This window comes from Xanthomonas sp. F4 (assembly GCF_011761895.1).
The window spans coordinates 1,737,999-1,762,958 of sequence record NZ_JAASQX010000001.1; the positions used below are offsets into that span (position 1 = coordinate 1,737,999).

At 69.4% G+C, this 24,960-nt stretch carries 17 protein-coding genes and 1 tRNA gene; 16 read left to right on the forward strand and 2 right to left on the reverse strand.

What is annotated here, in order from left to right:
• Nucleotides 1–81: 81 nt before the first annotated feature.
• The 9 genes from FHR66_RS07630 (at nt 82) to folE2 (ending at nt 17,216) form a co-directional block, all read left to right on the forward strand.
• Nucleotides 82–1,044: a LysR substrate-binding domain-containing protein gene (locus FHR66_RS07630; RefSeq protein ID WP_160969612.1), complete on the forward strand. Its 963-nt coding sequence runs from the start codon at nt 82–84 to the stop codon at nt 1,042–1,044.
• A 287-nt stretch (nt 1,045–1,331) separates the two neighbouring features.
• Complete coding sequence (locus tag FHR66_RS07635; RefSeq protein WP_160969614.1) at nt 1,332–4,268, forward strand: TonB-dependent receptor; 2,937 nt, start codon at nt 1,332–1,334, stop codon at nt 4,266–4,268.
• A gap of 83 nt (nt 4,269–4,351) precedes the next feature.
• Entirely contained in the window at nt 4,352–6,289 is a 1,938-nt protein-coding gene (locus FHR66_RS07640) for a sialate O-acetylesterase (protein WP_167087626.1), read from the forward strand.
• Nucleotides 6,290–6,306: 17 nt separating this feature from the next.
• Nucleotides 6,307–7,998, forward strand: a complete 1,692-nt coding sequence (locus tag FHR66_RS07645) for a DUF5597 domain-containing protein (protein WP_343160689.1) — start codon at nt 6,307–6,309, stop codon at nt 7,996–7,998.
• 53 nt (nt 7,999–8,051) lie between these two features.
• Nucleotides 8,052–10,934 carry a TIM-barrel domain-containing protein gene (locus FHR66_RS07650; RefSeq protein ID WP_160969618.1) on the forward strand — a complete coding sequence of 961 codons (2,883 nt, stop codon included), beginning with the start codon at nt 8,052–8,054 and terminating at the stop codon, nt 10,932–10,934.
• A gap of 529 nt (nt 10,935–11,463) precedes the next feature.
• The gene (gene xylB, locus FHR66_RS07655) at nt 11,464–12,957 is read left to right on the forward strand and encodes a xylulokinase (RefSeq protein ID WP_167087628.1); all 1,494 of its coding nucleotides are present in this window, start codon (nt 11,464–11,466) and stop codon (nt 12,955–12,957) included.
• Nucleotides 12,958–12,991: 34 nt separating this feature from the next.
• Entirely contained in the window at nt 12,992–14,332 is a 1,341-nt protein-coding gene (gene xylA / locus FHR66_RS07660) for a xylose isomerase (RefSeq protein ID WP_167087630.1), read from the forward strand.
• A gap of 90 nt (nt 14,333–14,422) precedes the next feature.
• Complete coding sequence (locus FHR66_RS07665; RefSeq protein WP_160968947.1) at nt 14,423–15,850, forward strand: sugar porter family MFS transporter; 1,428 nt, start codon at nt 14,423–14,425, stop codon at nt 15,848–15,850.
• A gap of 418 nt (nt 15,851–16,268) precedes the next feature.
• Nucleotides 16,269–17,216 carry a GTP cyclohydrolase FolE2 gene (gene folE2 / locus FHR66_RS07670; protein WP_160968949.1) on the forward strand — a complete coding sequence of 316 codons (948 nt, stop codon included), beginning with the start codon at nt 16,269–16,271 and terminating at the stop codon, nt 17,214–17,216.
• Nucleotides 17,217–17,478: 262 nt separating this feature from the next.
• Here folE2 and FHR66_RS07675 read toward each other — a convergent pair.
• A tRNA-Glu gene (locus FHR66_RS07675) sits at nt 17,479–17,553 on the reverse strand.
• A 30-nt stretch (nt 17,554–17,583) separates the two neighbouring features.
• On the opposite strand from FHR66_RS07675, the gene pcnB reads away from it, so the two are divergent.
• The 7 genes from pcnB (at nt 17,584) to FHR66_RS07710 (ending at nt 23,816) form a co-directional block, all read left to right on the forward strand.
• Nucleotides 17,584–19,002, forward strand: a complete 1,419-nt coding sequence (pcnB, locus tag FHR66_RS07680) for a polynucleotide adenylyltransferase PcnB (RefSeq protein ID WP_160969037.1) — start codon at nt 17,584–17,586, stop codon at nt 19,000–19,002.
• On the forward strand, nt 18,999–19,508 hold the full coding sequence (gene folK / locus FHR66_RS07685) for a 2-amino-4-hydroxy-6-hydroxymethyldihydropteridine diphosphokinase (protein ID WP_160968951.1): 510 nt from the start codon (nt 18,999–19,001) through the stop codon (nt 19,506–19,508). Before pcnB ends, folK begins: the two co-directional genes overlap by 4 nt.
• A gap of 31 nt (nt 19,509–19,539) precedes the next feature.
• Nucleotides 19,540–20,358: a 3-methyl-2-oxobutanoate hydroxymethyltransferase gene (panB, locus tag FHR66_RS07690; protein ID WP_160968953.1), complete on the forward strand. Its 819-nt coding sequence runs from the start codon at nt 19,540–19,542 to the stop codon at nt 20,356–20,358.
• Nucleotides 20,355–21,194: a pantoate--beta-alanine ligase gene (panC, locus tag FHR66_RS07695; protein ID WP_160968955.1), complete on the forward strand. Its 840-nt coding sequence runs from the start codon at nt 20,355–20,357 to the stop codon at nt 21,192–21,194. The genes panB and panC overlap by 4 nt, the downstream gene beginning before the upstream one ends.
• Before the next feature lie 173 nt (nt 21,195–21,367).
• The gene (gene panD, locus FHR66_RS07700) at nt 21,368–21,748 is read left to right on the forward strand and encodes an aspartate 1-decarboxylase (protein ID WP_160968957.1); all 381 of its coding nucleotides are present in this window, start codon (nt 21,368–21,370) and stop codon (nt 21,746–21,748) included.
• Entirely contained in the window at nt 21,745–23,259 is a 1,515-nt protein-coding gene (gene pgi / locus FHR66_RS07705) for a glucose-6-phosphate isomerase (RefSeq protein ID WP_167087632.1), read from the forward strand. The genes panD and pgi overlap by 4 nt, the downstream gene beginning before the upstream one ends.
• A 137-nt stretch (nt 23,260–23,396) precedes the next feature.
• Nucleotides 23,397–23,816: a hypothetical protein gene (locus FHR66_RS07710; RefSeq protein WP_160968961.1), complete on the forward strand. Its 420-nt coding sequence runs from the start codon at nt 23,397–23,399 to the stop codon at nt 23,814–23,816.
• Here the strand turns inward: FHR66_RS07710 and FHR66_RS07715 are convergent.
• Nucleotides 23,813–24,955 (reverse strand): cytochrome-c peroxidase, encoded by a 1,143-nt coding sequence (locus FHR66_RS07715; protein WP_160968963.1) that lies wholly within the window; start codon nt 24,953–24,955, stop codon nt 23,813–23,815. The two genes, FHR66_RS07710 and FHR66_RS07715, sit on opposite strands and share 4 nt — an antisense overlap.
• Between the last annotated feature and the right edge of the window lie 5 nt (nt 24,956–24,960).

Here is a 24,960-nt window from a genome sequence, read left to right on the forward strand (position 1 = left end):
CTATGCTCTGCAAATGAAATTTTAGGCATATTCTATTCCGTCGCCGAATACACGGCGTCGCCCTCAGGATGCCTGCCCACGATGAATGCTGCCGCCAATCCCTGGTTCAATGCCGCGCGCCTGAAGACCCGGCACCTGTTGCTGCTGCTGCAGTTGCACGAACACCGTTCGGTGCTGCGCGCGGCCGAGGCGGCCAGCATGACCCAGCCGGCGGCGTCCAAGCTGCTGGCGGAAATGGAGGACCTGCTGGGGGTGAAGCTGTTCGAGCGCCACGCGCGCGGGGTCGAGCCGACCTGGTACGGGCAGGTGCTGATCCGCCGCGCGCGCGCGGCGATGTCGGAGATCGGCCGCGCCCAGGAAGAGATCGCCGCGCTGTGCGAAGGGCGCATGGGCCAGGTCTCGATCGGCACCGTGGTCAATCCGGGCACCAACCTGGTGCCGCAGGCGATCGCCGAGGTCAAGCGCGAGTTCCCCGGCATCCTGGTGCGGGTGGAGATGGACTACAGCCGGCCGCTGGTGGCCAAGCTGCTCGACGGCCAACTCGACATCGTGATCGGGCGCATTCTCGGCCCTTACGGCGCCGAGGCGCTGGAGTTCGAGCCATTGGCCGACGAGCCGCATTCGGTGATCGCCCGCGCGGGCCATCCGCTGTCCACCCGCGCCGACCTGCGCCATGCCGATCTGGCCCGCTACGGCTGGGTGCTGCCGCCGGCCGACAGCGTGCTGCGCGCGCGCCTGGACGCGATGTTCCTGGAGCACGCGGTGCCGGCGCCGCAGAACGTCATCGAGACTTCCTCGCTGCCGGTGATGACCAGCCTGCTGCGCGGCAGCGACCTGCTGGCCGCGCTGCCGGCCGAGGCGGTGGCGCCTTACGTGCAGGCCAAGCTGCTGACGGTGCTGCCGATCACGCTGGGCGTGCGCATGGAATCGTTCGGCATCGTGCGCCGCCGCGACTATCTGTTGCCGCCGGGCGCCGAACGGGTGTTGCTGGCGTTGCGCAACGCCGCCAAGCGGCTGTATCCCGAGCGGGCGGCGAGCGTTTGACCTCCGCTGCAGGCGCTGCATAGCGCACGCGGACGATTTTGTAGACATGCCGTGGTGCGCATCCCGCTAGTCTGGAATCACATAGCTGGACGGGAATTTTTCATTTGCTTCACGCGAAGTGCATTTCTAGTCTCGGCCGATCGCGTTAGCGACCGACTTGCCACTCTGCGCAGCGGCGCCTTCCGATACGGCAACGGCTGAGACCGACGCCGTCACAACTCGCAGGACGGCGCCCTGGCGCGACCGTCGCCCGTGTCTGTGTGCATGTCTCCTGGGAGGGAAACAGCATGGCATCGCAGCATCCTCGTGGTCCGGCTCTGCCGACCGCAGCGTCACGTCGTCCCCGCGTTTTGCCGCGTTCGCTCATCGCGCTGAGCATCGGCTTGCTGCTCAGCGCACAGGCGCTGGCGCAGGAGGCGGAGCCTGCGACCGCGCAGCCTGCCGCCCGCAAGAAGGGCGACCCCGTGACCCAGCTCGATGCGGTCGAGGTCAAGGGGGTACGCGGTAGCCTGATCAAGTCGCAATCGATCAAGCACGATGCCGAGCAGATCGTCGATTCGGTCAGCGCCGAGGACATCGGCGCATTGCCGGACCGCAGCGTCACCGAAACCCTGCAGCGGGTCAGCGGCGTGACCATCGATCACTTCATGGCGCGCAACGATCCGGACCACTTTTCGGCCGAGGGCAGCGGGGTGATGATCCGCGGCATGACCCAGGTGCGCGGCGAACTCAACGGCCGCGACAGCTTCAGCGCCGCCAGCGGCCGCGGGCTCAGTTTCGAGGACGTGCCGGCCGAACTGATGGCCGGCGTGGACGTGTACAAGAATCCATCGGCGGAAATCATCGAAGGCGGCCTCGGCGGCACGGTCAACCTGCGCACGCGCATGCCGTTCGACCAGCCCGGCCGGGTGATCGGCTTCACCGCCGACGCCAACTACGGCGATCTGAGCAAGACCTACAAGCCGTCGGGCTCGTTCCTGTTCAGCGATCGCTGGACCACCGGCCTCGGCGAGATGGGCCTCATGCTCGACGTGGCGCACTCGGAACTGGCCACGCGCAGCGACGGCATCCAGGTCGAGCCGTTCGTGCGCCGCACCGATCCGGCGCTGCTCGCCGGGACCACCTTCGACAAGGTGTACGTGCCGGGCGGGGTCAACTGGCGGCAGATGGATTTCGAGCGCAAGCGCAAGGGCGTGGCGGCCGCGTTCCAGTGGCGCCCCAGCGACGCCACCGAGCTCTACGTGCAGTACCTGCGCTCGTCCTACGACATGAACTGGCGCGATCGCGCCGCGTTCTTCAACGACGACACCAACGCCATCGTGCCGGCGCCAGGCACCACCTTCACCTACGACAGCGAAGGCCGTTTCGTCAGCGGCTCGCCGGTATCCAACTCGTGGCGCGGCAACGTCACCGGCAACGATGGCGTGCGTTTCTACACCGACAACCGCTATGCCCAGCAGAGCACCACCACCTCCGATCTGTCCGGCGGCTTCAGCCATCGCCTGACCGACCGGCTGACCGTGCGTGGCGACATGCAACTGGTGCGCTCGCAGAGCGACGTGCTGGATTTCACCTTGTTCAGTTCGATCTATCTGCCGGGCCTGAACGTGGACCTCGGCGGCCGCTACCCGGCGGTGACCCTGGCCGACCCCGGCTACACCGCCAACCCCTCCAACTATTTCTGGAGCGCGGCGATGGACCATCTGGCGAAGAACCGCGGCCGCGAGCTGGCCACGCGCTTCGACCTGGAATACAGCTACGACGACAACCCGTGGCTGCGCACCTTCCGCGCCGGCATCCGCGCCACCGACCGCACCCAGACCAACAAGAACTCCGGCTACAACTGGGGCGTGATCACCGACAACTGGGCCACCATCCCCGGCACCGCCACCGGCCTGGCCGACCTGGCCAACTACATGACGGCCTCGTCATCGCTGTACACCTACTCGAACCTGTTCCGCGGCAAGGTGAACGTGCCGACGCAATTGGTCTTTCCGCGCAACAGCGCGGTCAAGGACTACGCCGGCACCTCGGCGCTGATCGAGCAGATCGTTGCGCTGCGCGGTTATGGCTGGGCACCGGATCAGTACCAGTTGCAGGACACCAACCGCCAGTTCGAGCGCACCCAGGCGGCGTACATGGTGATGTACTTCGGCAACGACGACGCGCTGGGCGTGCCGGTGGACGGCAACATCGGCGTGCGCGTGGTGCAGACCAAGACCGAGGCGGCGGGCTATGGCCAGTATCCGGACCTCTCTGCCACCTCGGCTTCGGGCGATCTCAAGTCCCGGTACTACGGGCAGTACTTCCAGAACTCCGCGCAGAATAGTTACACCGACGTGCTGCCGAGCTTCAACCTGCGCTTCAAGTTCTCCGATGCGCTGCAACTGCGCCTGGCCGCCTCCAAGGCGATGGCGCGGCCGGACTACACCCAGTTGCAGCCGTACCTGCTGTTGGCTGCCACCATGAACGACGACGGCTCGCCGAAGGACTGGACCGGCACCGCCGGCAATCCCAACCTCAAGCCGATGAAGGCCGACCAGTACGACGCCGCGCTGGAGTGGTACTTCGACAGCAGCGACATGATGTACCTGACGCTGTTCTACAAGAGCGTCAAGGACTACTTCTCCAACCAGACCGTCACCGAGAACTACGGCGGCCAGGACTTCCTGGTGACGCGCCCGTACAACATGGACAAGGGCCGCATCCGCGGCTTCGAGTACGGCTATACCCAGTTCTTCGACTCGCTGCCGGGCTGGATGAGCGGCTTCGGGGTCAATGCCAACTTCACCTTCGTCGACAGCAGCGGCGGCGTGAACACGGCCACCGATCCGTACACCAAGACCACCGTGACCGGCGTGGCGCTGCCGCTGGAAGGCCTGTCGCGGCGCAGCTACAACCTCGCCGGCATCTACGAGAAGGGGCCGCTGTCGGTGCGCCTGGCCTACAACTGGCGCTCGCGCTACCTGCTCACCGCCAGCGACGTGGCGACCAAGCTGCCGACCTGGTCGGACGACTACGGCCAGCTCGACGGCTCGGTGTTCTACCGCTTCACCCCGCACCTGCAATTGGGCATCCAGGCCAACAACCTCACCAATTCGGTGACCAAGGTGCTGATGGGGCCGACCTCGTACAGCGACGGCGAGGTCGACCCGCGCCTGTACACCCGCAGTTGGTTCGTCAACGACCGCCGCTACTCGCTGGTGCTGCGCGCCAACTGGTAGGCGCGCGCAGCGTCCGGCACGCGATCCGCCTGCCGCGAGGCGGGCGGCCGCTGCCGGCCCTTCCCCCGATGCAGGATCCGCTCATGGCCGCACCCTTGTTCCCCACCGTTCGCTGCCTGGCGCTGCTGGCCCTGGCGCTCGCGTCATGGCCGGCGGCGGCGGAGCTGCAACTGCCCTTGCTGTTCGACGACGGCGCGGTGTTGCAGCGCGATGTGCCGATTCCGGTGTGGGGCTGGGCCACACCGGGTACACGCATCCAGGCGCGCCTGGACGGCGCCAGCGCCAGTGCGGTCGCCGGCGCCGATGGCCGCTGGCAGTTGCAGTTGCCGGCGCATGCGGCCGGTGGCCCGTACGTGCTGGAGGTGCAGGGCGACGGCAGCCAGCGCCGCATCGGCGACGTGCTGATCGGCGACGTGTGGCTGGCCAGCGGCCAGTCCAACATGGAGTGGCCGCTGGCGCAGGCGCGCGACGGCGCACGCGAAGTGGCGGCGGCGACGGATCCGCAGCTGCGCAACTTCAAGGTGCCCAAGGCCTGGGCGGCGCAGCCGCAGCCGCGGCTGCCCGGCGGCAGCTGGGTCGCGGCCACACCGGTCACCGCGGGCGCGTTCTCGGCGGTGGCGTATTTCTTCGCGCGCGACCTGCGCCAGCACACCGGGGTGCCGATCGGCATCATCGACAGCACTTGGCAAGGCAGCGCGATCGAGGCCTGGATGGACGCGGCCTCGCCCGGTGTGGATGCGGCGCAGGTGCGCACGCGCATCGCGCAGATGCAGGTCAAGGACGCAAAGGAGCTTGGCGAGACCAGGCGGCGCCTGGCGCGCTGGCCGCAGCCGACGGGCGCGCAGGCGGATGCGGGCTGGGCGGCGGCCGACCTGGACGACCGCGACTGGGACCGCCAGCCGCTGCCGGGGCTGTGGGAGCAGCACGGCTACGTCGGCATGGACGGCGTCGCCTGGTATCGCACCACCTTTACCCTGAGCGCGGCCGAGGCCAAGACCGGCGCGGTCGTGGGGATCGGGCCGGCCGACGATGCCGACACCACCTACGTCAACGGCGTCGAGGTCGGCCACACCGAAGGGCGCTACACCGAGCCACGCCGTTACCGCGTGCCGCCGACGGCGCTGCGCGCTGGCGTCAACCACATCGCCATCCGGATCCTGGACACCGGCGGCTTCGGCGGCATTCCCGGCGATGCGGCGGCGTTCTTCGTGCAGCCCGACGGTGGCCAGCCGCGCTCGCTCGCCGGCGACTGGCAGTTCCGTCCCGGCAAGGTCACGCTGGCCGCCAACGACGACAAGAACCAGGTCCCGACCCTGCTGTACAACGCGATGATCCATCCCCTGCAGCCGTTTCCGGTCAAGGGCGTGATCTGGTACCAGGGCGAGAGCAACGCCTACCCGTATGGCGCGCTGCGCTACCGCGAGCAGTTCGCGTCGCTGATCGGGCGCTGGCGGCAGGAGCGCGCACAGCCGCAACTGCCGTTCCTGTGGGTGCAGCTGGCCAACTGGAAGGCCGGCAACGATCAGGGCGACCTGAGCCCGTGGGCGCAACTGCGCGAATCGCAGACCAGGACGCTGGCGCTGCCGGCGACCGGACAGGCGGTGACCATCGACATCGGCATGCCGGACAACATCCATCCCACCAACAAGCAGGACGTGGGGCATCGCCTGGCGCTGGTGGCGCGGCATGTGGCCTACGGCGAAACGCTGGTCTACAGCGCGCCGGTGTTCGCGCGCGCCACGTTCGCCGACGGCCAGGCGCGGGTGATGTTCGACATGATGGGCAGTGCGCTGGCGGTGCGCGGCGGCGGCAACGTGGTGCGCGGCTTCGCCCTGGCCGGTGCCGATCGCCGCTTCCATCCGGCGCAGGCGCGCATCGAGGGCGACCAGGTCGTGGTCCACAGCGACGAGGTGCCGCAGCCGCAGGCGCTGCGCTACGCCTGGAGCGAGAACCCCGAGGATGCCAACCTGGTCAACCGCGAGCAGTTGCCGGTGGGCCCGTTCCGCACCGACAGCTGGTGAGGCAGGGCACGCGCCACGTGGCAGGCACCGGATCGCGGCTGCGCGCCGCGCGTTGCGGATGGGGGCTGCAGTGCCTGCTGTCGTTGCTGCTGGCCGCCTGCCAGGCCGCGCCGGATGCACCGCCGGCCCATGCGCGCGCTGTAGCCGCCACCAGTGCGCCATCGGCGCCGGCACAGGTACCGATCCCGCGTCTGGTCAGCAGCGACGGCCGTCATGCGCTGCTGGTCGACGGCGCGCCATTCCTGATCCTCGGCGCGCAGGTCAACAATTCCAGCAACTATCCTGCGGCGCTGGCGCAGGTGTGGCCGGCGATCCGTGCGCTGGGGCCGAACACCGTGCAGGTGCCGATCGCCTGGGAACAGGTGGAGCCGGAAGAGGGCCGTTTCGATTTCTCCTTCGTCGACACGCTGCTGGCGCAGGCGCGCACGCAGCGGGTGCGCCTGGTGCTGCTGTGGTTCGGCACCTGGAAGAACAACGGCCCCAACTACGCGCCGCACTGGGTCAAGACCGACGATGCGCGTTTTCCGCGCGTGGTCGCGCGCGACGGGCGTCGTCTTGGCTCGCTGTCGCCGCTGGCGGCGGCCACGCTGGAGGCCGACCGCAAGGCCTTCGTCGCTTTCATGCGGCACCTGCGCCAGGCCGATCCGCAGCGCACCGTGATCATGGTGCAGGCGGAGAACGAGCCGGGCACCTATGGCAGCGCGCGCGACTTCTCGCCGATGGCGCAACGCGTGTTCGAGGGTCCGGTACCGCCTGACTTGCTGCAGCGGCTCGGCAAGCCGCCGGGCAACTGGGCACAGGTGTTCGATGCCGATGCCGACGAGATCTTCCACGCCTGGCACATCGCCCGCTTCATCGACCGCGTCGCCGAGGCCGGCAAGGCCGCATATCCCTTGCCGATCTACGTCAACGCGGCGTTGCACGGCCCATTCAATCCCGGCCAGCCCGGGCAGTACGCCAGCGGGGGTCCCACCGACAACGTGCTGGACGTGTGGAAGGCGGCGGCGCCGCACATCGATCTGCTGGCGCCGGACATCTACATGCCGGAGTACCCGCTGTACACCACGGTGCTGCAGCGCTATGCGCGGACGGACAACGCGCTGTTCGTCGCCGAGACCGGCAACCGCCCCGAGTACGCGCGTTATCTGTATGCGGCGCTGGGCCACGACGGCATCGGCTGGTCGACCTTCGGCATCGACTACAGCGGTTACTCCAACTATCCGCTCGGCGCCAAGCGCGTGGACGCGCAGGCGCTGGCGCCGTTCGCGCTGGGCTACCGTGCGGTGGGCATGGGCATGCGCGTCTTCGCCAAGGCTGCGGCAGTGGGCAAGTTGCACGGCACCGCCGAGGCGCCGGGCCAGGCGGTGCAGGAACTGCCGCTCAACGCGCGCTGGAGTGCCACCATCACCTACGGCGTGCCGCAGTTCTGGTTCCAGGGCGAGCCGCCCGGCAATCCCGCGCCGATCGGCGCGGCGCTGATCGCCGAACTGGGGCCGGACACCTTCCTGATCACCGCCCAGCACGCGCGGGTGACCCTGCATCCGGCCAGCGCGGCGACCGCCAACATGCTCTACGACCGGGTCGAGGAGGGCGTCTACGAGGGCGAACACTGGCGGTTCCGGCGCAACTGGAACGGCGACCAGACCGATTACGGGCTCAACTTCTCCGACGTGCCGCAGTTGCTGCGCGTCACGCTGGCGACCTACTGACGACGCGGCGGCGCCCGTGGCGCCGTGCTGCGTGACCATCCAAGGGAGTGAACATGCACAACGCGAACCGTCACCTGCCGCCATCGTTGCCACGCCTGTTGCTGCTGTCGCTATCGCTTGTCACCGCGTCCGCCGCTGCGCAGCAGGTGATCCGCGAGGCCGACGGCGTCACCGTGCGTCCCAGCGCCAAGGGCGCGGCGCCGGTGCGGCTGCAGGTGATCGACCGCGGCATCGTCCGGGTCAGTGCCGATCCGACCGGCGCGTTCCAGCGCACGCCCAGCCTGATGCGGGTGCCGGTGCAGGGCGACACCGGCTTTACGCTGGAGCAACACGGCGAGACGGTGCAACTCAAGACCGCCAGGTTGACCGCGCAGGTATCCACCGTCGACGGCCATGTCGGCTTCGCCGATGCGCAGGGCACGCCCTTGCTGGCGGAAGTGGCGGGCGGGCGCAGCTTCGCGCCGTTGCAGGTCGAAGGGCGCGACTACCTGAGCGTGCGCCAGCGCTTCGTCTCGCCGCGCGACGAGGCCTTCTACGGGTTCGGACAGCACCAGCAGGGCTGGATGAACCAGAAGGGCCACGACATTGAGCTGCTGCAGAGCAATCTCGACATGGCGGTGCCGTTCCTGGTCTCCAGCCGCAACTACGGCATCCTCTGGGACAACAATGCGATCACCCGCTTCGGCGATCCGCGCGGGCTGCAGCCGCTGCCGGCGTCGCTGCGCCTCTACGACGCGCAAGGCAAGCCCGGCGCGCTCACCGCGCACTACGCGATCGACGGCAAGCCGGTGCTGGAGCGCCGCGAGTCCGATATCGACTACCAGTACATCAAGGACCTGGCCAAGTTTCCCGCCGCGGCCAAGCCCGGCGACAAGCGCCGCATCCAGGTGCGCTGGGAAGGCCAGATCGAGGCCGAGCGCGGCGGCACGCACACTTTCTCGCTGTATGCCAGCGAATACGCCCGGCTATGGGTCGACGGCAAGCTGCTCGTCGACCGCTGGCGACAGAACTGGAACCCCTGGCACCACGAGTTCGCGTTGCAGCTGCAGCCCGGCCAGCGGCATACCCTGAAGGTCGAGTGGGACCTGATCGACCCCAGCTACATCGCGCTGCTGCATCGCGACCCGCTCCCGGCGGCCGAGGCCGGCGACCTGTCGCTGTGGTCCGAAGCGGGGCAGATGATCGACTACTACGTCGTCGCTGGCGCCAACGCCGACCAGGTCATCGCCGGCTACCGGCAACTGACCGGCAAGGCGGTGTTGCTGCCGAAGTGGGCCTACGGCTTCTGGCAGAGCCGCGAGCGCTACAAGACCCAGGACGAATTGCTCGGTGCGCTGGCCGAGTACCGCCGGCGCCAGCTGCCGATCGACAACATCGTGCTCGACTGGTCGTACTGGCCGGAGAACGCCTGGGGCTCGCACGACTTCGACCGCAGCCGTTTCCCCGATCCGGACGGCATGGTCAAAACGGTGCACGCCAGCCATGCGCAGCTGATGATCTCGGTCTGGCCGAAGTTCTACCCGAGCACGGACCACTACAAGGAACTGGACGCGGCCGGGCACATCTACCGGCGCAACGTCGCCGTGGGCGAACTGGACTGGATCGGCAAGGGCTACACCAACGCCTTCTACGACCCGTACGCGGCCGACGCACAGGCGATCTACTGGCGGCAGATCGACGAAAAGCTCAACCGCAAGGGCATCGACGCCTGGTGGCTGGACGCCGACGAGCCCGACGTGCACTCCAACCTGGACATCGCCGAGCGCAAGGCGCGGACCACGCCGACCGCGCTGGGGCCGTCCACCGAGTTCTTCAATTCCTATCCGTTGCCGCACACCCACGGCGTCTACGCCGGCGATCGCGCCGCCGATGGCAAGCGCGTGTTCATCCTGTCGCGCAAGGGCTACGCCGGCATCCAGCGCAATGCCGTGGCGGTGTGGAGCGGCGACATCGCCTCGCGCTGGGAGGACATGCGCGAGCAGATCTCCGCCGGTGTCAACGTGTCGATGTCGGGCCTGCCGAACTGGACCTTCGACATCGGCGGCTTCGCCGTGGAGAAGCGCTACGAACGCCAGGATCCGGCGCATCTGCCCGAGTGGCGCGAGCTCAACACGCGCTGGTTCCAGTTCGGCGCCTTCGTGCCGCTGTTCCGCTCGCATGGCCAGTTCCCGTACCGCGAGATCTGGAACATCGCGCCGGAAGGCACGCCGTACTACGCCAGCATGGCCTACTACAGCCGCCTGCGCTACGCGCTGCTGCCCTACATCTACACGCTCGCCGGCGACACCTATCACCACGACGGGGTGATGATGCGCGGCCTGCCGATGGACTTCCCGCACGACCCCAACGTCGCCGACATCGACGACGAATACCTGTTCGGGCCGGCGTTCCTGGTGGCGCCGGTGACCCGCTTCGGCGCGACCTCGCGCAAGGTCTACCTGCCGGCGGGCACCGACTGGGTCGATTTCAACAGCGGCGCGCGCCACACCGGCGGCCAGACCATCGACGCCGCCGCGCCGCTGCAGCGCATGCCGCTGTTCGTGCGCGCCGGCGCCATCGTGCCGATGACCCCCGTGCAGCAGTACGTCGACCAGGTCCCGGATGCGCCGCTGACCGTGGTGGTCTACACCGGCGCCGACGGCCGCTTCTCGCTGTACGAGGACGATGGCACCGGCTATGGCTACGAGAAGGGCGAGTTCAGCCGCATCCCGTTGCAGTGGGATCAGGCCAGCGGCGTGCTGCGCATCGGCGCGCGCGAGGGCCGCTGGCCGGGCATGCAGGCACGGCGCAGCATCCATGTGCGCTTCGTCGATGGTCCACGCGCGGATGCCGGTGCGCTCGAACCCAAGGCCGACGCGAGCGTGGAGTACAGCGGCCAGCCCCTTGAAGTGTCGCGCAGCGGCACCGGCCATGCCGCCGCGGCGCAGGCCGGATGAGCCTGGGGCGACACACGAGGGATTGCCAAGGCCGATTGCCGCATGCCGGCGGTCGTGGCGTACGGCGTGGGTCGCGATGCAGCGAAGCGCATGCTCCAACGCAAAGGCGTCGTCCTGGCGATGGCAAGGAAATAGCCGCGGCGCGTTCTAGCCCCTCTCCCCTCGGGAGAGGGGTTGGGGTGAGGGTACGGAGCGAAGCCCTCGTGCCAACAACCACCGCAAGTCGTTACCTGACGCTAGCTACGCCCGTACCCTCATCCGCCCCTGCGGGGCACCTTCTCCCGGTGGAAGAAGGGAGACGCGTCCCGTCGTCTCCCAGACCTGACTGCATCCCAACCCCATCCGCCGCGATCTTGCAGTGCAGCACGCATCGCGCTGGCCTGGCGCGATGGTGGCCGGCATCATGCGCGACGGAACCACAGGCGCCTCGCGCACTACACTCTGCCCCTGGCGCGCCATCCGCGTGCGCCGACCTTTCTTCTGGAGCGACGATGGAATTGGCGGTGCGCAAGACGTGGCAGGTGCGGCAATGAGTCTGTACATCGGCCTGGACGTGGGGACGCAGAGCGTCAAGCTGCTCGCCTACGATGCCGACAGCAGGCAGGTGGTGGCCACGCACGGCCACGCGCTGGAACTGATCAGCCGCGACGACGGCACCCGCGAGCAGCAGGCGCAGTGGTGGATCGACGGCATCGTCGCCTGCTTCGCCGCGCTGAGCGCGGAACAGCGGGCGCAGGTGCGGGCCATCGGGGTGTCCGGACAGCAGCACGGCTTCGTGCCGCTGGATGCGCAGGGCCAGGTCACCGCGCCGGTGAAGCTGTGGTGCGACACCAGCACCCAGCGCGAGTGCGAGGAGATCATGGACGCGGTCGGCGGCGCGCAGCGCTGCGTGGAACTGGCCGGCAACCCGATCCTGGCCGGCTACACCGCCTCCAAGCTGCCGTGGACGCGCAAGCATCGCCCCGACGCCTACGCGGCGATGACCTCGGTACTGCTGCCGCACGACTACATCAATTTCTGGCTCACCGGCGAGCGCTATGCCGAGGTCGGCGACGCCTCCGGCAGCGGCTGGCTGGACGTGCGCACGCGGCAGTGGTCGGAGCCACTCCTGCAGGCCATCGATCCGCAGCGCGACCTGGCCGCGGCGCTGCCGCCGCTGGTGCCGACCGAGACCAGTTTCGTCCTGTCTGCCGCCGCGGCGCAGACGCTGGGCCTGCCGCGCGAGGTGCGGGTGGCCACCGGCGGCGGCGACAACATGATGGCGGCGATCGGCACCGGCAATGTGGTGCCCGGACGCCTGAGCATGAGCCTGGGCACCTCGGGCACGCTGTTCGCCTATGCCGAGCGCCCGGTGGTGGACCCCGACGCGCGCTGGGCCGCGTTCTGCTCCTCCAGCGGCGGCTGGCTGCCGCTGATCTGCACCATGAACTGCACCGTCGCCACCGAGACCATCGCGCGCCTGTTCGGCATCAAGACCGGGCAGGGCGAGGCCTTGCTCGCCGCCACCGCGCCCGGTGCCGACGGACTGGTGCTGCTGCCGTTCTTCAACGGCGAACGCACCCCGAACCTGCCGGCCGCGCGCGGTTGCCTGACCGGCATGGATCTGCACAACAGCACGCCGGCGCATTTCTATCGCGCGGCGATGGAGGGCGCCAGCTACAGCCTGCGCAACGGCTTCGACGCCTTCGTCAATGCCGGGCTGCACTTCGATGCGATCTCTCTGACCGGCGGCGGCAGCAACAGCGCCGGCTGGCGCCAGCTCATCGCCGACCTGTTCGGGCTGCCGGTGCACGTGCCGGCGCAGGCGGAGGGCGCGGCGTTCGGCGCCGCGCTGCAGGCGCTGTGGGCCGATGGCTGGGCGCAGGGCGAGCGCGCCAGCCTGGCCGAGGTGGTGCTGCAGCACCAGCAGGACGACGCCTCGCGGTCCGCGCAGCCGGATGCGCAGCGCGGCGCGCAGTATCAAGCGCACTACCAGACCTTCCAGCGGCATCTGCAGGCCATCGGCCCGCTGTACGCCGCGTGATTTCCCTTCCCCCGCAACGCACCAGGACTTCGTGATGAGCACTTCCGTCTACACCGGCGCCAAGGCGTACTTCCCGGGCATCGGCCGCATCCCGTTCGAAGGCAAGGCTTCGGACAACCCGCTGGCGTTCAAGGTCTACGACGCCGACAAGAAGATCGGCGACAAGACAATGGCCGAGCACCTGCGCTTCGCCGTGGCCTACTGGCACAGCTTCTGCGGCAACGGCGCCGATCCGTTCGGCCCGGGCACGCGCGCCTATCCCTGGGATGCCGGCAGCGATGCGCTGGGCCGGGCCGAGGCCAAGGCCGATGCGGCATTCGAGTTCTTCACCAAGCTCGGTGTGCCGTACTACTGCTTCCACGACGTCGACCTGGCGCCGGACGCCGAGGACGTGGGCCAGTATGAAAAAAACCTCAAGCACATGGTCGGTATCGCCAGGCAGCGCCAGGCCGAGACCGGGGTCAAGCTGCTGTGGGGCACCGCCAACCTGTTCTCGCACCCGCGCTATATGAACGGTGCGGCGACCAACCCGGACTTCGACGTGGTCGCGCGTGCGGCGGTGCAGGTCAAGGCCGCGCTGGAGGCGACCGTGGAGCTGGGCGGCGAGAACTACGTCTTCTGGGGCGGCCGCGAAGGCTACGCCTGCCTGCACAACACGCAGATGCGGCGCGAGCAGGAGCACCTGGCGCGGTTCCTGACCCTGGCCCGCGACTACGGGCGCAGCATCGGCTTCAAGGGCAATTTCCTGATCGAGCCCAAGCCGATGGAGCCGATGAAGCACCAGTACGACTTCGACAGCGCCACCGTGGTCGGCTTCCTGCGCCAGTACGGCCTGGACCAGGACTTCAAGCTCAACATCGAGGCCAACCACGCCACGCTGTCCGGGCACAGCTTCGAGCACGACCTGCAGGTGGCCAGCGACGCCGGCCTGCTCGGCAGCATCGACGCCAACCGCGGCAATCCGCAGAACGGCTGGGACACCGACCAGTTCCCGGTCGACCTGTACGACACGGTGGGGGCGATGCTGGTGGTGCTGCGGCAGGGCGGGCTGGCTCCGGGCGGGCTCAACTTCGACGCCAAGGTGCGCCGCGAGTCGTCCGATCCGCAGGACCTGTTCATCGCCCACATCGGCGGCATGGACGCGTTCGCGCGCGGCCTGGAAGTCGCCCATGCGCTGCTGACCGCCTCGCCGCTGGAACAGTGGCGCCGCGAGCGCTACGCCAGCTTCGACAGCGGCGCCGGCGCGGCCTTCGCCGCCGGCAAGAGCACGCTGGCCGACCTGGCTGCGCACGCCGCGCAGGCCGGCGAGCCGACCCAGCGCAGCGGCCGCCAGGAAGCCTACGAGAACCTGATCAACCAGTACCTGCTGCGCTGAACCGGTGCGCGGCGGCGGCCCGGTGCCGCCGTCGCGCATGCTGCTTCCGCGCGCCGGCCGTCTTCCTCTTGCACGCCACCAGGTGAATCCATGTCCAGTGTTCCGATCGATCGCCACGCCGACGCCGGCGAGAACACCCGCCTCATCATCCTGATCAGCTGCGTCGCCACCATCGGCGGCTTCCTGTTCGGCTTCGACAGCGGCGTCATCAACGGCACCGTCGACGGCCTCAAGGCGGCCTTCCAGTCCAGTTCCGCCGGCACCGGCTTCGAGGTCGCCTCGATGTTGCTGGGCTGTGCGGTCGGCGCGTTCCTGGCCGGCTCGCTGGCCGACCGCTGGGGCCGGCGCACGGTGCTGATCGTGTCGGCGGCGCTGTTCCTGGTGTCGGCGCTGGGCGCCGGCGCGGCGCACAACTCGGCGGTGTTCGTGCTGGCGCGGATGATGGGCGGTTTCGCGGTGGGCGCGGCCAGCGTGATGTCGCCGGCCTACATCGCCGAGGTCGCCTCGGCGCGCTACCGCGGGCGCCTGGCCACGGTGCAGCAGATCGCCATCATCGGCGGCCTGTTCTGCGCCTTCCTCAGCAACTACCTGCTGGCCAAGGCCGCTGGTGCGTCCACCGAGGCGCTGTGGCTGGGCCAGCCGGCCTGGCGCTGGATGTTCTGGATGCAGGCGCTGCCGTCCACGGCGTTCCTGCTGCTGTTGCTGGCGATTCCGGAAAGCCCGCGCTTCCTGGTGGTGAAGGGCCGCCGCGAGCAGGCGCTGGCGGTGCTGACCCGTCTGTACGGTGCTGCCGCCGCGCAGACCAAGCTGATCGAGATCTCCGGGTCGCTGTCGGCCGATCAGCACAAGCCGCGCCTGTCGGACCTGGTCAGCAAGGTCACCGGCAAGGTCCGCCCGATCGTGTGGATCGGCATCGGCCTGGCCACGTTCCAGCAACTGGTCGGCATCAACGTGGTGTTCTATTACGGCGCGGTGCTGTGGCAGGCGGTGGGCTTCTCCGAGAGCGATGCGCTGTTGATCAACGTGCTGTCCGGCGCGCTGAGCATCGGCGCCTGCCTGGTCACGGTGGTGCTGATCGACCGGATCGGGCGCAAGCCGCTGCTGTGGATCGGTTCGGCCGGCATGGCGGTGTCGCTGGCGCTGGTCACCATCGCCTTCGCCAGCGCCTCGCTGGATGCGGCCGGCAAGCTGGCGCTGTCGCCGGGCATGGGCCGGCTGGCGCTGATCGCCGCCAACGTCTACGTGGTCTTCTTCAACATGTCCTGGGGCCCGGTGATGTGGGTGATGCTGGGCGAGATGTTTCCCAACCAGATCCGCGGTTCCGGCCTGGCGGTGGCCGGCGCGGCGCAGTGGATGTCCAATTTCGCCATCACCGTGACCTTCCCGGTCCTGCTCGGCAGCATCGGCCTGGCCGGCGCCTACGGCATCTACACCGTGGCCGCGTTCCTGTCGGTGTTCTTCGTGCTGCGCTACGTGTACGAGACCAAGGGCAAGGAACTGGAGCAGATGCAGGGCTGAGGCGGAGGCTGGCGCGCGCGGCGCGCGTGCCGCGTCCGGGTCGATGCGTCTGCAGCGAGCGGTTGAAGGCATTGGCAAAGCGGCGAGGGCGCTGCGCGCTCCGTACCCTCACCCCAACCCCTCTCCCGGTGGGAGAGGGGCTTTGGCTTCTCCCTTCTCCCCTCGGGACCATGGCCCCCTTCTCAGGGGAAGGTGCTCCGCAGGGCGGATGAGGGTACGGGCAAGCCGCGCAAGCAGGTCCACGCGATCCAGCCGGACACGGCAGCCCACACCGGCCCGACGAAAGGGCCTGGCACCGCTAACGGCTGAGGCGGGCCATGAGCGCTCCTCTCGGTGCGAGTTGGGTATGTTATTTTATAACAATTGAAAGCTTGGCTTCTTTACCTTTCCCTCGCCCCTTGCTGCTCCAGTCGATCCGATGAACCTGCAGACACCCTTGCCGTTGCCCGATGTCGCCGCCGACGAACCTTCGGAGATCGCCGCTCCCCTGAACTGGGTCGGCATGGACGGCATCGCGCTGCCGATCTGCCTGGAGACGGGCGAGGGCGGAAGTGCGACGGCAGTGCCGGCGCAGGCCGCGCTCGCCGTCGACCTGCCGTCGGCCCAGGTCAAGGGCATCCATATGTCGCGGCTGTACCGCCTGCTCGACGAAGCCGCGGAGCAGCCGCTGTCGCCGTCGCGGCTGTCGCAGTTGCTGCGGGCGATGGTGCACAGCCATGCCGACTGCGCCTCGACCGCGGCACGGGTGTCGCTGCGCCTGGAACTGCTGCGTCGCCGTCCGGCGCTGCGCAGCCCGGGGCTGGCGGGGTGGAGGGCGTATCCGCTGCGGATCGACGCCGAACTGCGCGGCGGCGTGGTCCGCCTGGGACTGGGCGTGGAGCTGCTGTATTCCTCGACCTGCCCCTGTTCGGCGGCGCTGGCGCGGCAACTGCTCAGCGAGGCCTTCGTGCAGCAGCACCTGGACCAGGCCTCGCTGTCGCGCGAAGCGGTCGCGGACTGGCTGCTCCGGCACGGCAGCCATGCCACCCCGCACAGCCAGCGCAGCGTGGCCTCGGTGCGGGTGGGCGTGTCGGCGCGCGCGGTGCGCTTCGACGCCGAGGCCCTGATCGCGCTGGCCGAGCAGGCCCTGGCCACGCCGGTGCAGGCGGCGGTGCGCCGCGCCGACGAACAGGCGTTCGCACGCCGCAACGGCGAGAACCTGATGTACGTGGAGGACGCCGCGCGGCGCCTGCAGCAGGCGCTGGGCGCGCGCTATGCCGAGGTGCAGGTGCAGGTGCGGCATCTGGAGAGCCTGCATGCGCACGATGCGGTGGCGGAGACCGCGTCGCCTCCGGTCGCCATCGCAGCCGGGCAGCCTGCGCACTGATTCGGCGCGGACCAGCCGGGCGGCGGACTGGCCGTGGCCTGCATGCGGATCTGCGTCGACCCGATCGCGCCCAGCGCTTGGGCCAGCGCGCGGGCCTCGGGTTCTTCGAAACGCTGACCGACGTGCGCAGCCGCCTGGGGCGATGGCGCTTGGCGTCCGGCCTCCCAGGATGCGGCGTTGCCGGCCGCTGCCGGTCCCCGAAACGCAAAAAACCCCGCCAGGGCGGGGTTTTTGCTGTGTCGCGCTGCAGGCGAGGCGAGGATGGCGCTCCCTAGGGGACTCGAACCCCTGTTTTAGCCTTGAGAGGGCCACGTCCTAACCACTAGACGAAGGGAGCGTTTGGTCGCGTCGATTGCAGCGCGCTAGTATATGGGTCTCGCCGCCCTTCGGCAATCCCGCAACCCGATACGGAAGCGCCATCATCAATCCGCCAGTTCCATCGCCATTCACCCTGCGCGCGATCCCGCGCGATCAGCACCCCATCTCGCGCAAGGACATCAGCCCCAACGCCCTGCGCGTGCTGTACCGGCTGCGCGAGGCCGGCTTCGGCGCGTACCTGGTCGGCGGCGCAGTCCGCGACCTGCTGGTCCAGGTGCAGCCCAAGGACTTCGACGTCGCCACCGACGCGACCCCCGAGCAGGTCAAGCAGTTGTTCCGCAACTGCCGCCTGATCGGCCGCCGCTTCCGCCTGGCGCACGTGGTCTACGGCCGCGAGATCATCGAGGTCGCCACGTTCCGCGCCAACGTCGACGACGGCAGCGGCGACCGCGAGGTGGATAACGGCCGCCTGGTCCGCGACAACGTCTACGGCAGCATCGAGGACGACGCGGTACGCCGCGACTTCACCTGCAACGCCCTGTACTACGCGATCGAGGACTTCTCGGTGCGCGACTACACCGGCGGCTTCGAGGACGTGCAGGCGCGGCTGATGAAGCTGATCGGCGATCCCGAGCAGCGCTACCGCGAGGACCCGGTGCGCATGCTGCGCGCGGTGCGCCTGGCGGCCAAGCTCGACTTCGAGATCGAGGCCGGCACCGCCGAGCCGATCCCGCGCCTGGCCGGGCTGCTGGCCGAGGCCGCGCCGGCACGGCTGTTCGAGGAAGTGCTCAAGCTGTTCCTGTCCGGCCACGGCGTGGCCAGCTTCGAGGGCCTGGAGCGGCACGGCCTGCTCGCCGCGCTGTTCCCGGAGAGTGCGGCGGCGCTGCGTTCCAACCGCAGCGGCGCGCTGCGGCGGATGCTGATCGAAGGCCTGCGCAACACCGATGCCCGCGTCGCCAACGACGAGCCGGTGTCGCCGGCGTTCCTGTTCGCCCTGTTGCTGTGGCCGGCCTACTGCCGCGCGCTGATGACCCTGCAGAAGCAGGGCATGCAGATGGAGGAGGCGCAGCGCCGCGCCGCCGACCGGGTGACCCTGCACCAGCTGAGCACCGTGGCGCTGCCGCGGCGCTTCTCGCTGCCGATGCAGGAGATCTGGCTGCTGCAGTCGCGCTTCACCTCGCGCCAGAAGAAGCGGGTGGTGCGCACGCTGTCGCATCCGCGCTTCCGCGCCGCGTTCGACTTCCTGATCGTGCGCCAGTCGGCCTCCGACGAGCATGCGGCCGACATCGCCTACTGGCGCGAACTGCAGCAGCAGCCCGGCTATGCGCCGCCGCCGCGCGGCTTCGATCCGGACGTGGACTACGCCGGTGACGAGCTGGCGTTCGCGCCGCCTGCCGACAGCGAAGAGACCCCCAAGCGCCGCCGGCGCCGGCGCCGCCGTCCGGACGCCACCGCGCCCCTCGAGTGAGCGCCGTTGTGGAGACGCCGGTCCAGGCCTGCATCGGCCTGGGCGGCAACCTCGGCGACGCCGCCGCGACCCTGCGCGCGGCCCTGGCCGCGCTCGATACCTTGCCGCAGACCCGCCTGCTGCGCGCCTCGCAGCTGTACCGCAGCCCGGCCTGGGGCCGCGAGGACCAGCCGGACTTCATCAACGCCGCGGCGCTGGTGGCCACCACGCTGCCGGCGCCGGCGTTGCTGCAGGCGCTGCTGGACCTGGAAAGCCGCCACGGCCGCCAGCGCCTGCCCGGCGAACGCTGGGGCCCGCGCACCCTGGACCTGGACCTGCTGCTGTACGCCGAGGCGGTGATCGACCTGCCCGGGCTGCAGGTGCCGCATCCGTTCCTGCACGAGCGTGCCTTCGTCCTGCTGCCGCTGGCCGAGATCGCCGCCGAGGCAATCGTTCCGGGGCATGGAACGGTGCGTGACGTCCGCGACCGCATCGAAACCGGCGGGATCGTGCCAATCGGTAGATAATGCTCGGCTCATTACCGCAGCACATGAGCTTATGAGCAGCCACGCCGACAGCAAGCCCTGGACCGTTCCCGCCCTGGCCGAGGCCAAGCGCCGCCAGCAGAAGCTGGTGATGCTGACCGCCTACGACGCCGGCTTCGCGCGTGCGTTCGACGCCAATGGCGTGGACCTGATCCTGATCGGCGATTCGCTGGGCATGGTGGTGCAGGGCCACGACTCGACCCTGCCGGTGACCGTGGACGACATCGTCTACCACACCGCGGCGGTGGCGCGGGTGCTGCAACGCGCGCTGCTGGTCGCCGACCTGCCGTTCCAGTCCGATGCCACGCCCGAGCGCGCGCTGGACGCATCGACCCGGCTGCTGCAGGCCGGTGCGGAGATGGTCAAGCTGGAGGGCGCCGGCCACAAGCTGGACGTGATCCGTTTCCTCAGCGAACGCGACATCCCGGTGTGCTCGCACCTGGGCCTGACCCCGCAGTCGGTGCTGACCTTCGGCGGCTACAAGATCCAGGGGCGCGAGGAGGCCGCCGCGGCCAAGTTGCTCGCCGACGCCAAGGCGGTCGCCGCGGCCGGCGCCGCGCTGCTGGTGCTGGAATGCGTGCCGTCGCCGCTGGCCGCGCGGATCACCGCCGAGATCGGGATCCCCACCATCGGCATCGGCGCCGGCCCCGATTGCGACGGCCAGGTGCTGGTGATGCACGATTTCCTCGGTCTGGACAGCGGCCACCGCCGCCCGCGCTTCGTCAAGGATTTCCTGGCCGAAGGCGGTTCCATCGCCGGGGCGGTGCGCGCCTACGCCGACGCGGTGCGCGCCGGTACCTTCCCCGACGCCGAACACGCCTACGCCAAATGATCGAGACCATCACCGACCTGGCCCGGCTGCGCGCCACCGTTTCCGGCTGGAAGCGGCAGGGCCTGCGCGTGGCCTTCGTGCCGACCATGGGCAACCTGCATGCCGGACATTTCTCGCTGGTGATGCTGGCGCGGCAATACGCCGACCGCGTGGTGTCCAGCGTGTTCGTCAACCCGACCCAGTTCGGCCCGAACGAGGATTTCACCCGTTATCCGCGCACCCCGGAAGCCGACACCAGCGGCCTGGAAGGCGCCGGCTGCGACGTGCTGTGGCTGCCGACGGTGGAGAGCATGTATCCGCTGGGCGTGGAGCTGGCGCTGCGCATGCATACCCCGGGCGTCAGCGAGGTGCTGGAAGGCGCCTGCCGGCCCGGCCATTTCGATGGCGTGTGCACCGTGGTCGCGCGCCTGTTCAACCAGGTGCAGCCGGACCTGGCCGCGTTCGGCAAGAAGGACTACCAGCAGCTGGCGGTGATCCGGCAGATGGTGGCCGACCTGGCGTTCCCGATCGAGATCCTCGGCGGCGGCATCGTGCGCGAGGCCGACGGCCTGGCGATGAGTTCGCGCAACCAGTACCTGTCGGCCGAGGAGCGGCCGCGTGCCACGCACATCCATCGCACCCTGCTGGCGATGCGCGAGGCCCACTTGGCCGGGCGCCCGCGCGCCGAGGTGGAGGCCGCGGCAACCGCGCAGCTGCAGGCGGCCGGCTTCGAGGTCGACTACAGCGTGCTGCGCGCGCCCGACCTGAGCGAGCCGCAGGACGGCCGCGGTCCGCGCGTGGCGCTGATCGCCGCGCGCCTGGGCCGCACCCGGCTGATCGACAACCTGGAATTCTGAGCAAGGCAGGCCACCGCTGCCGGCATAGGCGCGGCTTCGGCCGCGACCAGCTTCGCGGTAAGGCCTGCCGCGGCTGAAGCCGCTCTTACGGCCAGTTGAGGCGGGCTCTCACCACCGCCAGCTAACCCCTCGGCTGCTAAACTGCGCGTCTTTCCTGACCGCAGTCCCGTGCCATGCAACTGAGCCTGTTGAAGACCAAGATCCACCGCGCCACCGTCACCCATTCCGAGCTGAACTACGAGGGCTCGATCGCCATCGACGGGCTGCTGCTGGACGCGACCGGCATCCGCGAGTTCGAGCAGGTGCACATCTGGGACGTGACCAATGGTGCGCGGTTCAGCACCTACGCGATCCGCGCCGACGAGGGCAGCGGCATCATCTCGCTCAACGGCGGCGCCGCGCGCCACGTGCAGGTCGGCGACCTGATCATCATCGCCGCCTTCGCCGGCATGAGCGAGGAGGAAGCCGCGCGCTTCCAGCCGACCCTGGTCTACGTGGACGGCAAGAACAAGATCACCCACACCAACCACAGCATCCCAAAGCAGGCCGCATGACACAGTCCACCGGTTTCGACGCACTGCATTCCCACGCCCAGCGCCTGCGCGGGGCGCGCCTTCCCGACCTGCTGGCGGCCGAACCCGGCCGTGCCGAGACGTTGGCGCTGCAGGTCGGACCGCTGTACTTCAATTTCGCGCGGCAGAAGTACGACCGCGCCGCGCTCGACGCGCTGCTCGCGCTGGCCGCCGACCACGACCTGGCCGGCGCCTTCCAGCGCCTGTTCCGCGGCGAGACGGTCAACGTCACCGAGGGCCGCGCCGCGTTGCACACCGCGCTGCGCGGCGACCTCACCGGTGCGCCGGTGGCCAGCCAGGCCCACGCCAGCGCGCGCGAGGTGCAGCAGCGCATGCGCGCCCTGATCGATGCATTGGCGCAGACCGAGGTCACCGACATCGTCAGCGTCGGCATCGGCGGCTCCGATCTGGGCCCGCGCCTGGTCGCCGATGCGCTGCGTCCGGTCACCGGCGCGCGCTTCCGCGTGCACTTCGTCTCCAACGTGGACGGCGCGGCGATGCAGCGCACCCTGGCCACGCTGGACCCGGCGCGCACCGCCGGCGTGCTGATCTCCAAGACCTTCGGCACCCAGGAAACCCTGCTCAACGGCCAGATCCTGCGCGACTGGCTGGGCGGCAGCGAGCGCCTGTACGCGGTCAGTGCCAATCCCGAACGCGCCGCCAAGGCCTTCGACATCGCCGCCGGCCGCGTGCTGCCGATGTGGGACTGGGTCGGCGGCCGCTACTCGCTGTGGTCGGCGGTGGGCTTCCCGATCGCGCTGGCGATCGGCGCCGACGCCTTCGAACAGTTGCTGGACGGTGCCGCGCAGTTCGACGCGCACGCCCTGAACGCGCCGCTGGAGCGCAACGTGGCCGTGCTGCACGGCCTGACCACGCTGTGGAACCGCGACCTGCTCGGCTACGCGACGCAGGCGGTGATGACCTACGACCAGCGCCTGGCGCTGCTGCCGGCCTACCTGCAGCAGTTGGTGATGGAAAGCCTGGGCAAGCGCGTGCGGCTGGACGGCAGCCCGGTCGAGGCCGATACCGTGCCGGTGTGGTGGGGCGGCGCCGGCACCGACGTGCAGCACAGCTTCTTCCAGGCGTTGCACCAGGGCACCAGCATCGTGCCGGCCGACTTCATCGGCTGCATCCGCAACGACGACCCGTATACCGTCAACCACCAGGCGCTGCTGGCCAACCTGCTGGCGCAGACCGAGGCGCTGGCGAACGGGCAGGGCAGCGACGATCCGGCCCGCGACTACCCGGGCGGCCGCCCGAGCACGCTGATCCTGCTCGACGCGCTGACCCCGCAGGCGCTGGGCGCGCTGATCGCCATGTACGAGCACAGCGTGTACGTGCAGTCGGTGGTCTGGGGCATCAACGCCTTCGACCAGTTCGGCGTCGAACTGGGCAAGCAACTGGCCAGCCAGCTGCTGCCGGCGCTGCAGGGCCAGTCCACCGAGGTTGCCGATCCGGTCACGCGCGCGGTGCTGGCGCGGTTGCAGGGCTGACGCGAAGCGAAGCGCACGGGGCGGTTCGCCCCCGTGCGTCCGCGAGGAAGGATGCGGCCTTAGGGCGTGCATCGCAATGGCAATCGCCGATCAGGGAGGACACAGGGATGATGAACGCGAAAAGGATGGTGTGTTGGATGGTGCTGCCGGCGCTGCTGAGCCTGGGGGCGTGCCAGCGGCAGGCACCGGAGCAGACTCCGGCCACGGCGGCGCAACCGCTGCACGTCGTCGAGGTCCGGATCGGCGCGATGCGCGACGGCAGACCCGTGCCGCAGACCAGCGATGCGCCGATCCTGGCCTACGTCGCCCTGAGCGGAGCCGCCCAGGGACAGGTCCTGAAAGCGCGGTTGCTGGACCTGCGCGATGGTCGCCAGGTCGGGCTGGTGGAGCGTGCCGTGACCGGCTCCGATCAGGTCCAGTCGCTGCGTTTCGACAACGCGGCCGGCTGGCCGCCGGGGCGTTACATGCTGGAGGTGACGCTCGATGGCAAGCTCGCCTCGCAGCAGGACGTGGACGTGATGGAGCCGGCGAACAGCGCGCCTCGCACTGGTTCCTAGCGCGGCGCCGCGTCGGTACTGGACAGGGCCTGCAGGAACAGCACCAGCTTGTGCTTCTCCTCCGCGGTCAGGCTGATCGGTCGATTGCGGGCGAGGTTACGATAGTAGACCTCGTGTTCCACCGCGGACGGCAGATCGGCGATGCTGCCGTCGTGCATGTAGGGCGCGGTATCGGCCACCGTCCGTAACGACGGGGTGCGGAAGGCGCCCAGATCCTGCGGCGCCCGCGTCACCGCAAAGCGCCCCAGTTCCGCCACGCGAACGTCGGAGAGGATGGAATCGCCCAGGCTCCGGCCTTCGCGTTTCTGCCGCTCCAGCACGACGAGCAGGGCGGCGACGTTGCCGGCGACCTGGTTGAAGCCGATGCCGGCATGATGGAAGCGCTGATCGCTCGTGGTCGCAGGTGTGCCGTCCAGCCGGTGGCAATCGACGCAGCCGGCCTTGCCGGAAAACAGCGCCAATCCCTCGCGTTCGTCCTCGCTCAGCGAGGCTTGCGCGCCATGCGTCGTCCGAGAGGTCTCGTAGCGGGTCGGCGGTGCCGGCAACGCGCGGATGTAGGCGGCGAGCGCGGCGGCCACGACCTGGATGTCGCCGCCGTCCTCGCCGGAGGCCGCATGCAACAGTGCGGCGTAGCGCGGGTCGCGGGCGAGGTGGGTCAGCACGGCCTGCCGATCGGGCAGGCCCATCTCGCGCGGGTTGGTCAATGGCTGCAGGACCGCGTCCTCCAGCATCGCTGCGCGCCCATCCCAGAAAAAGTGCGTCATGAAGCGGCTGTCGAGCAGGCTGGGCGCGTTGCGTGTGCCGCGCTGGCCGCCCGTCCCGGTGGACACCGCGGCACCGTCGGTATAGGCCAACTCGGCGCGATGGCAGCTTGCGCAACTGGTCTTGCCGTCCGCGCTGAGCCGCGTGTCGTGGAACAGCGCCTGGCCAAGCGCGATCCGGGCCGCCGCCGTGTCGTGCCGGCCGCCACCACACCCGGTCAGCGCCAGGACGAGGGCGGCCGACCACAGGCGCATGCAGATGACGATGTGATGACGCCGGTTCCTTGGCATGACGCTGTTGACTCCTGTCCCCGCTGTCGGATATCTATATCCACGCTGAATGCACGAAGCAAGGTCAGCATACGGACAGCCGGCCAACGTGG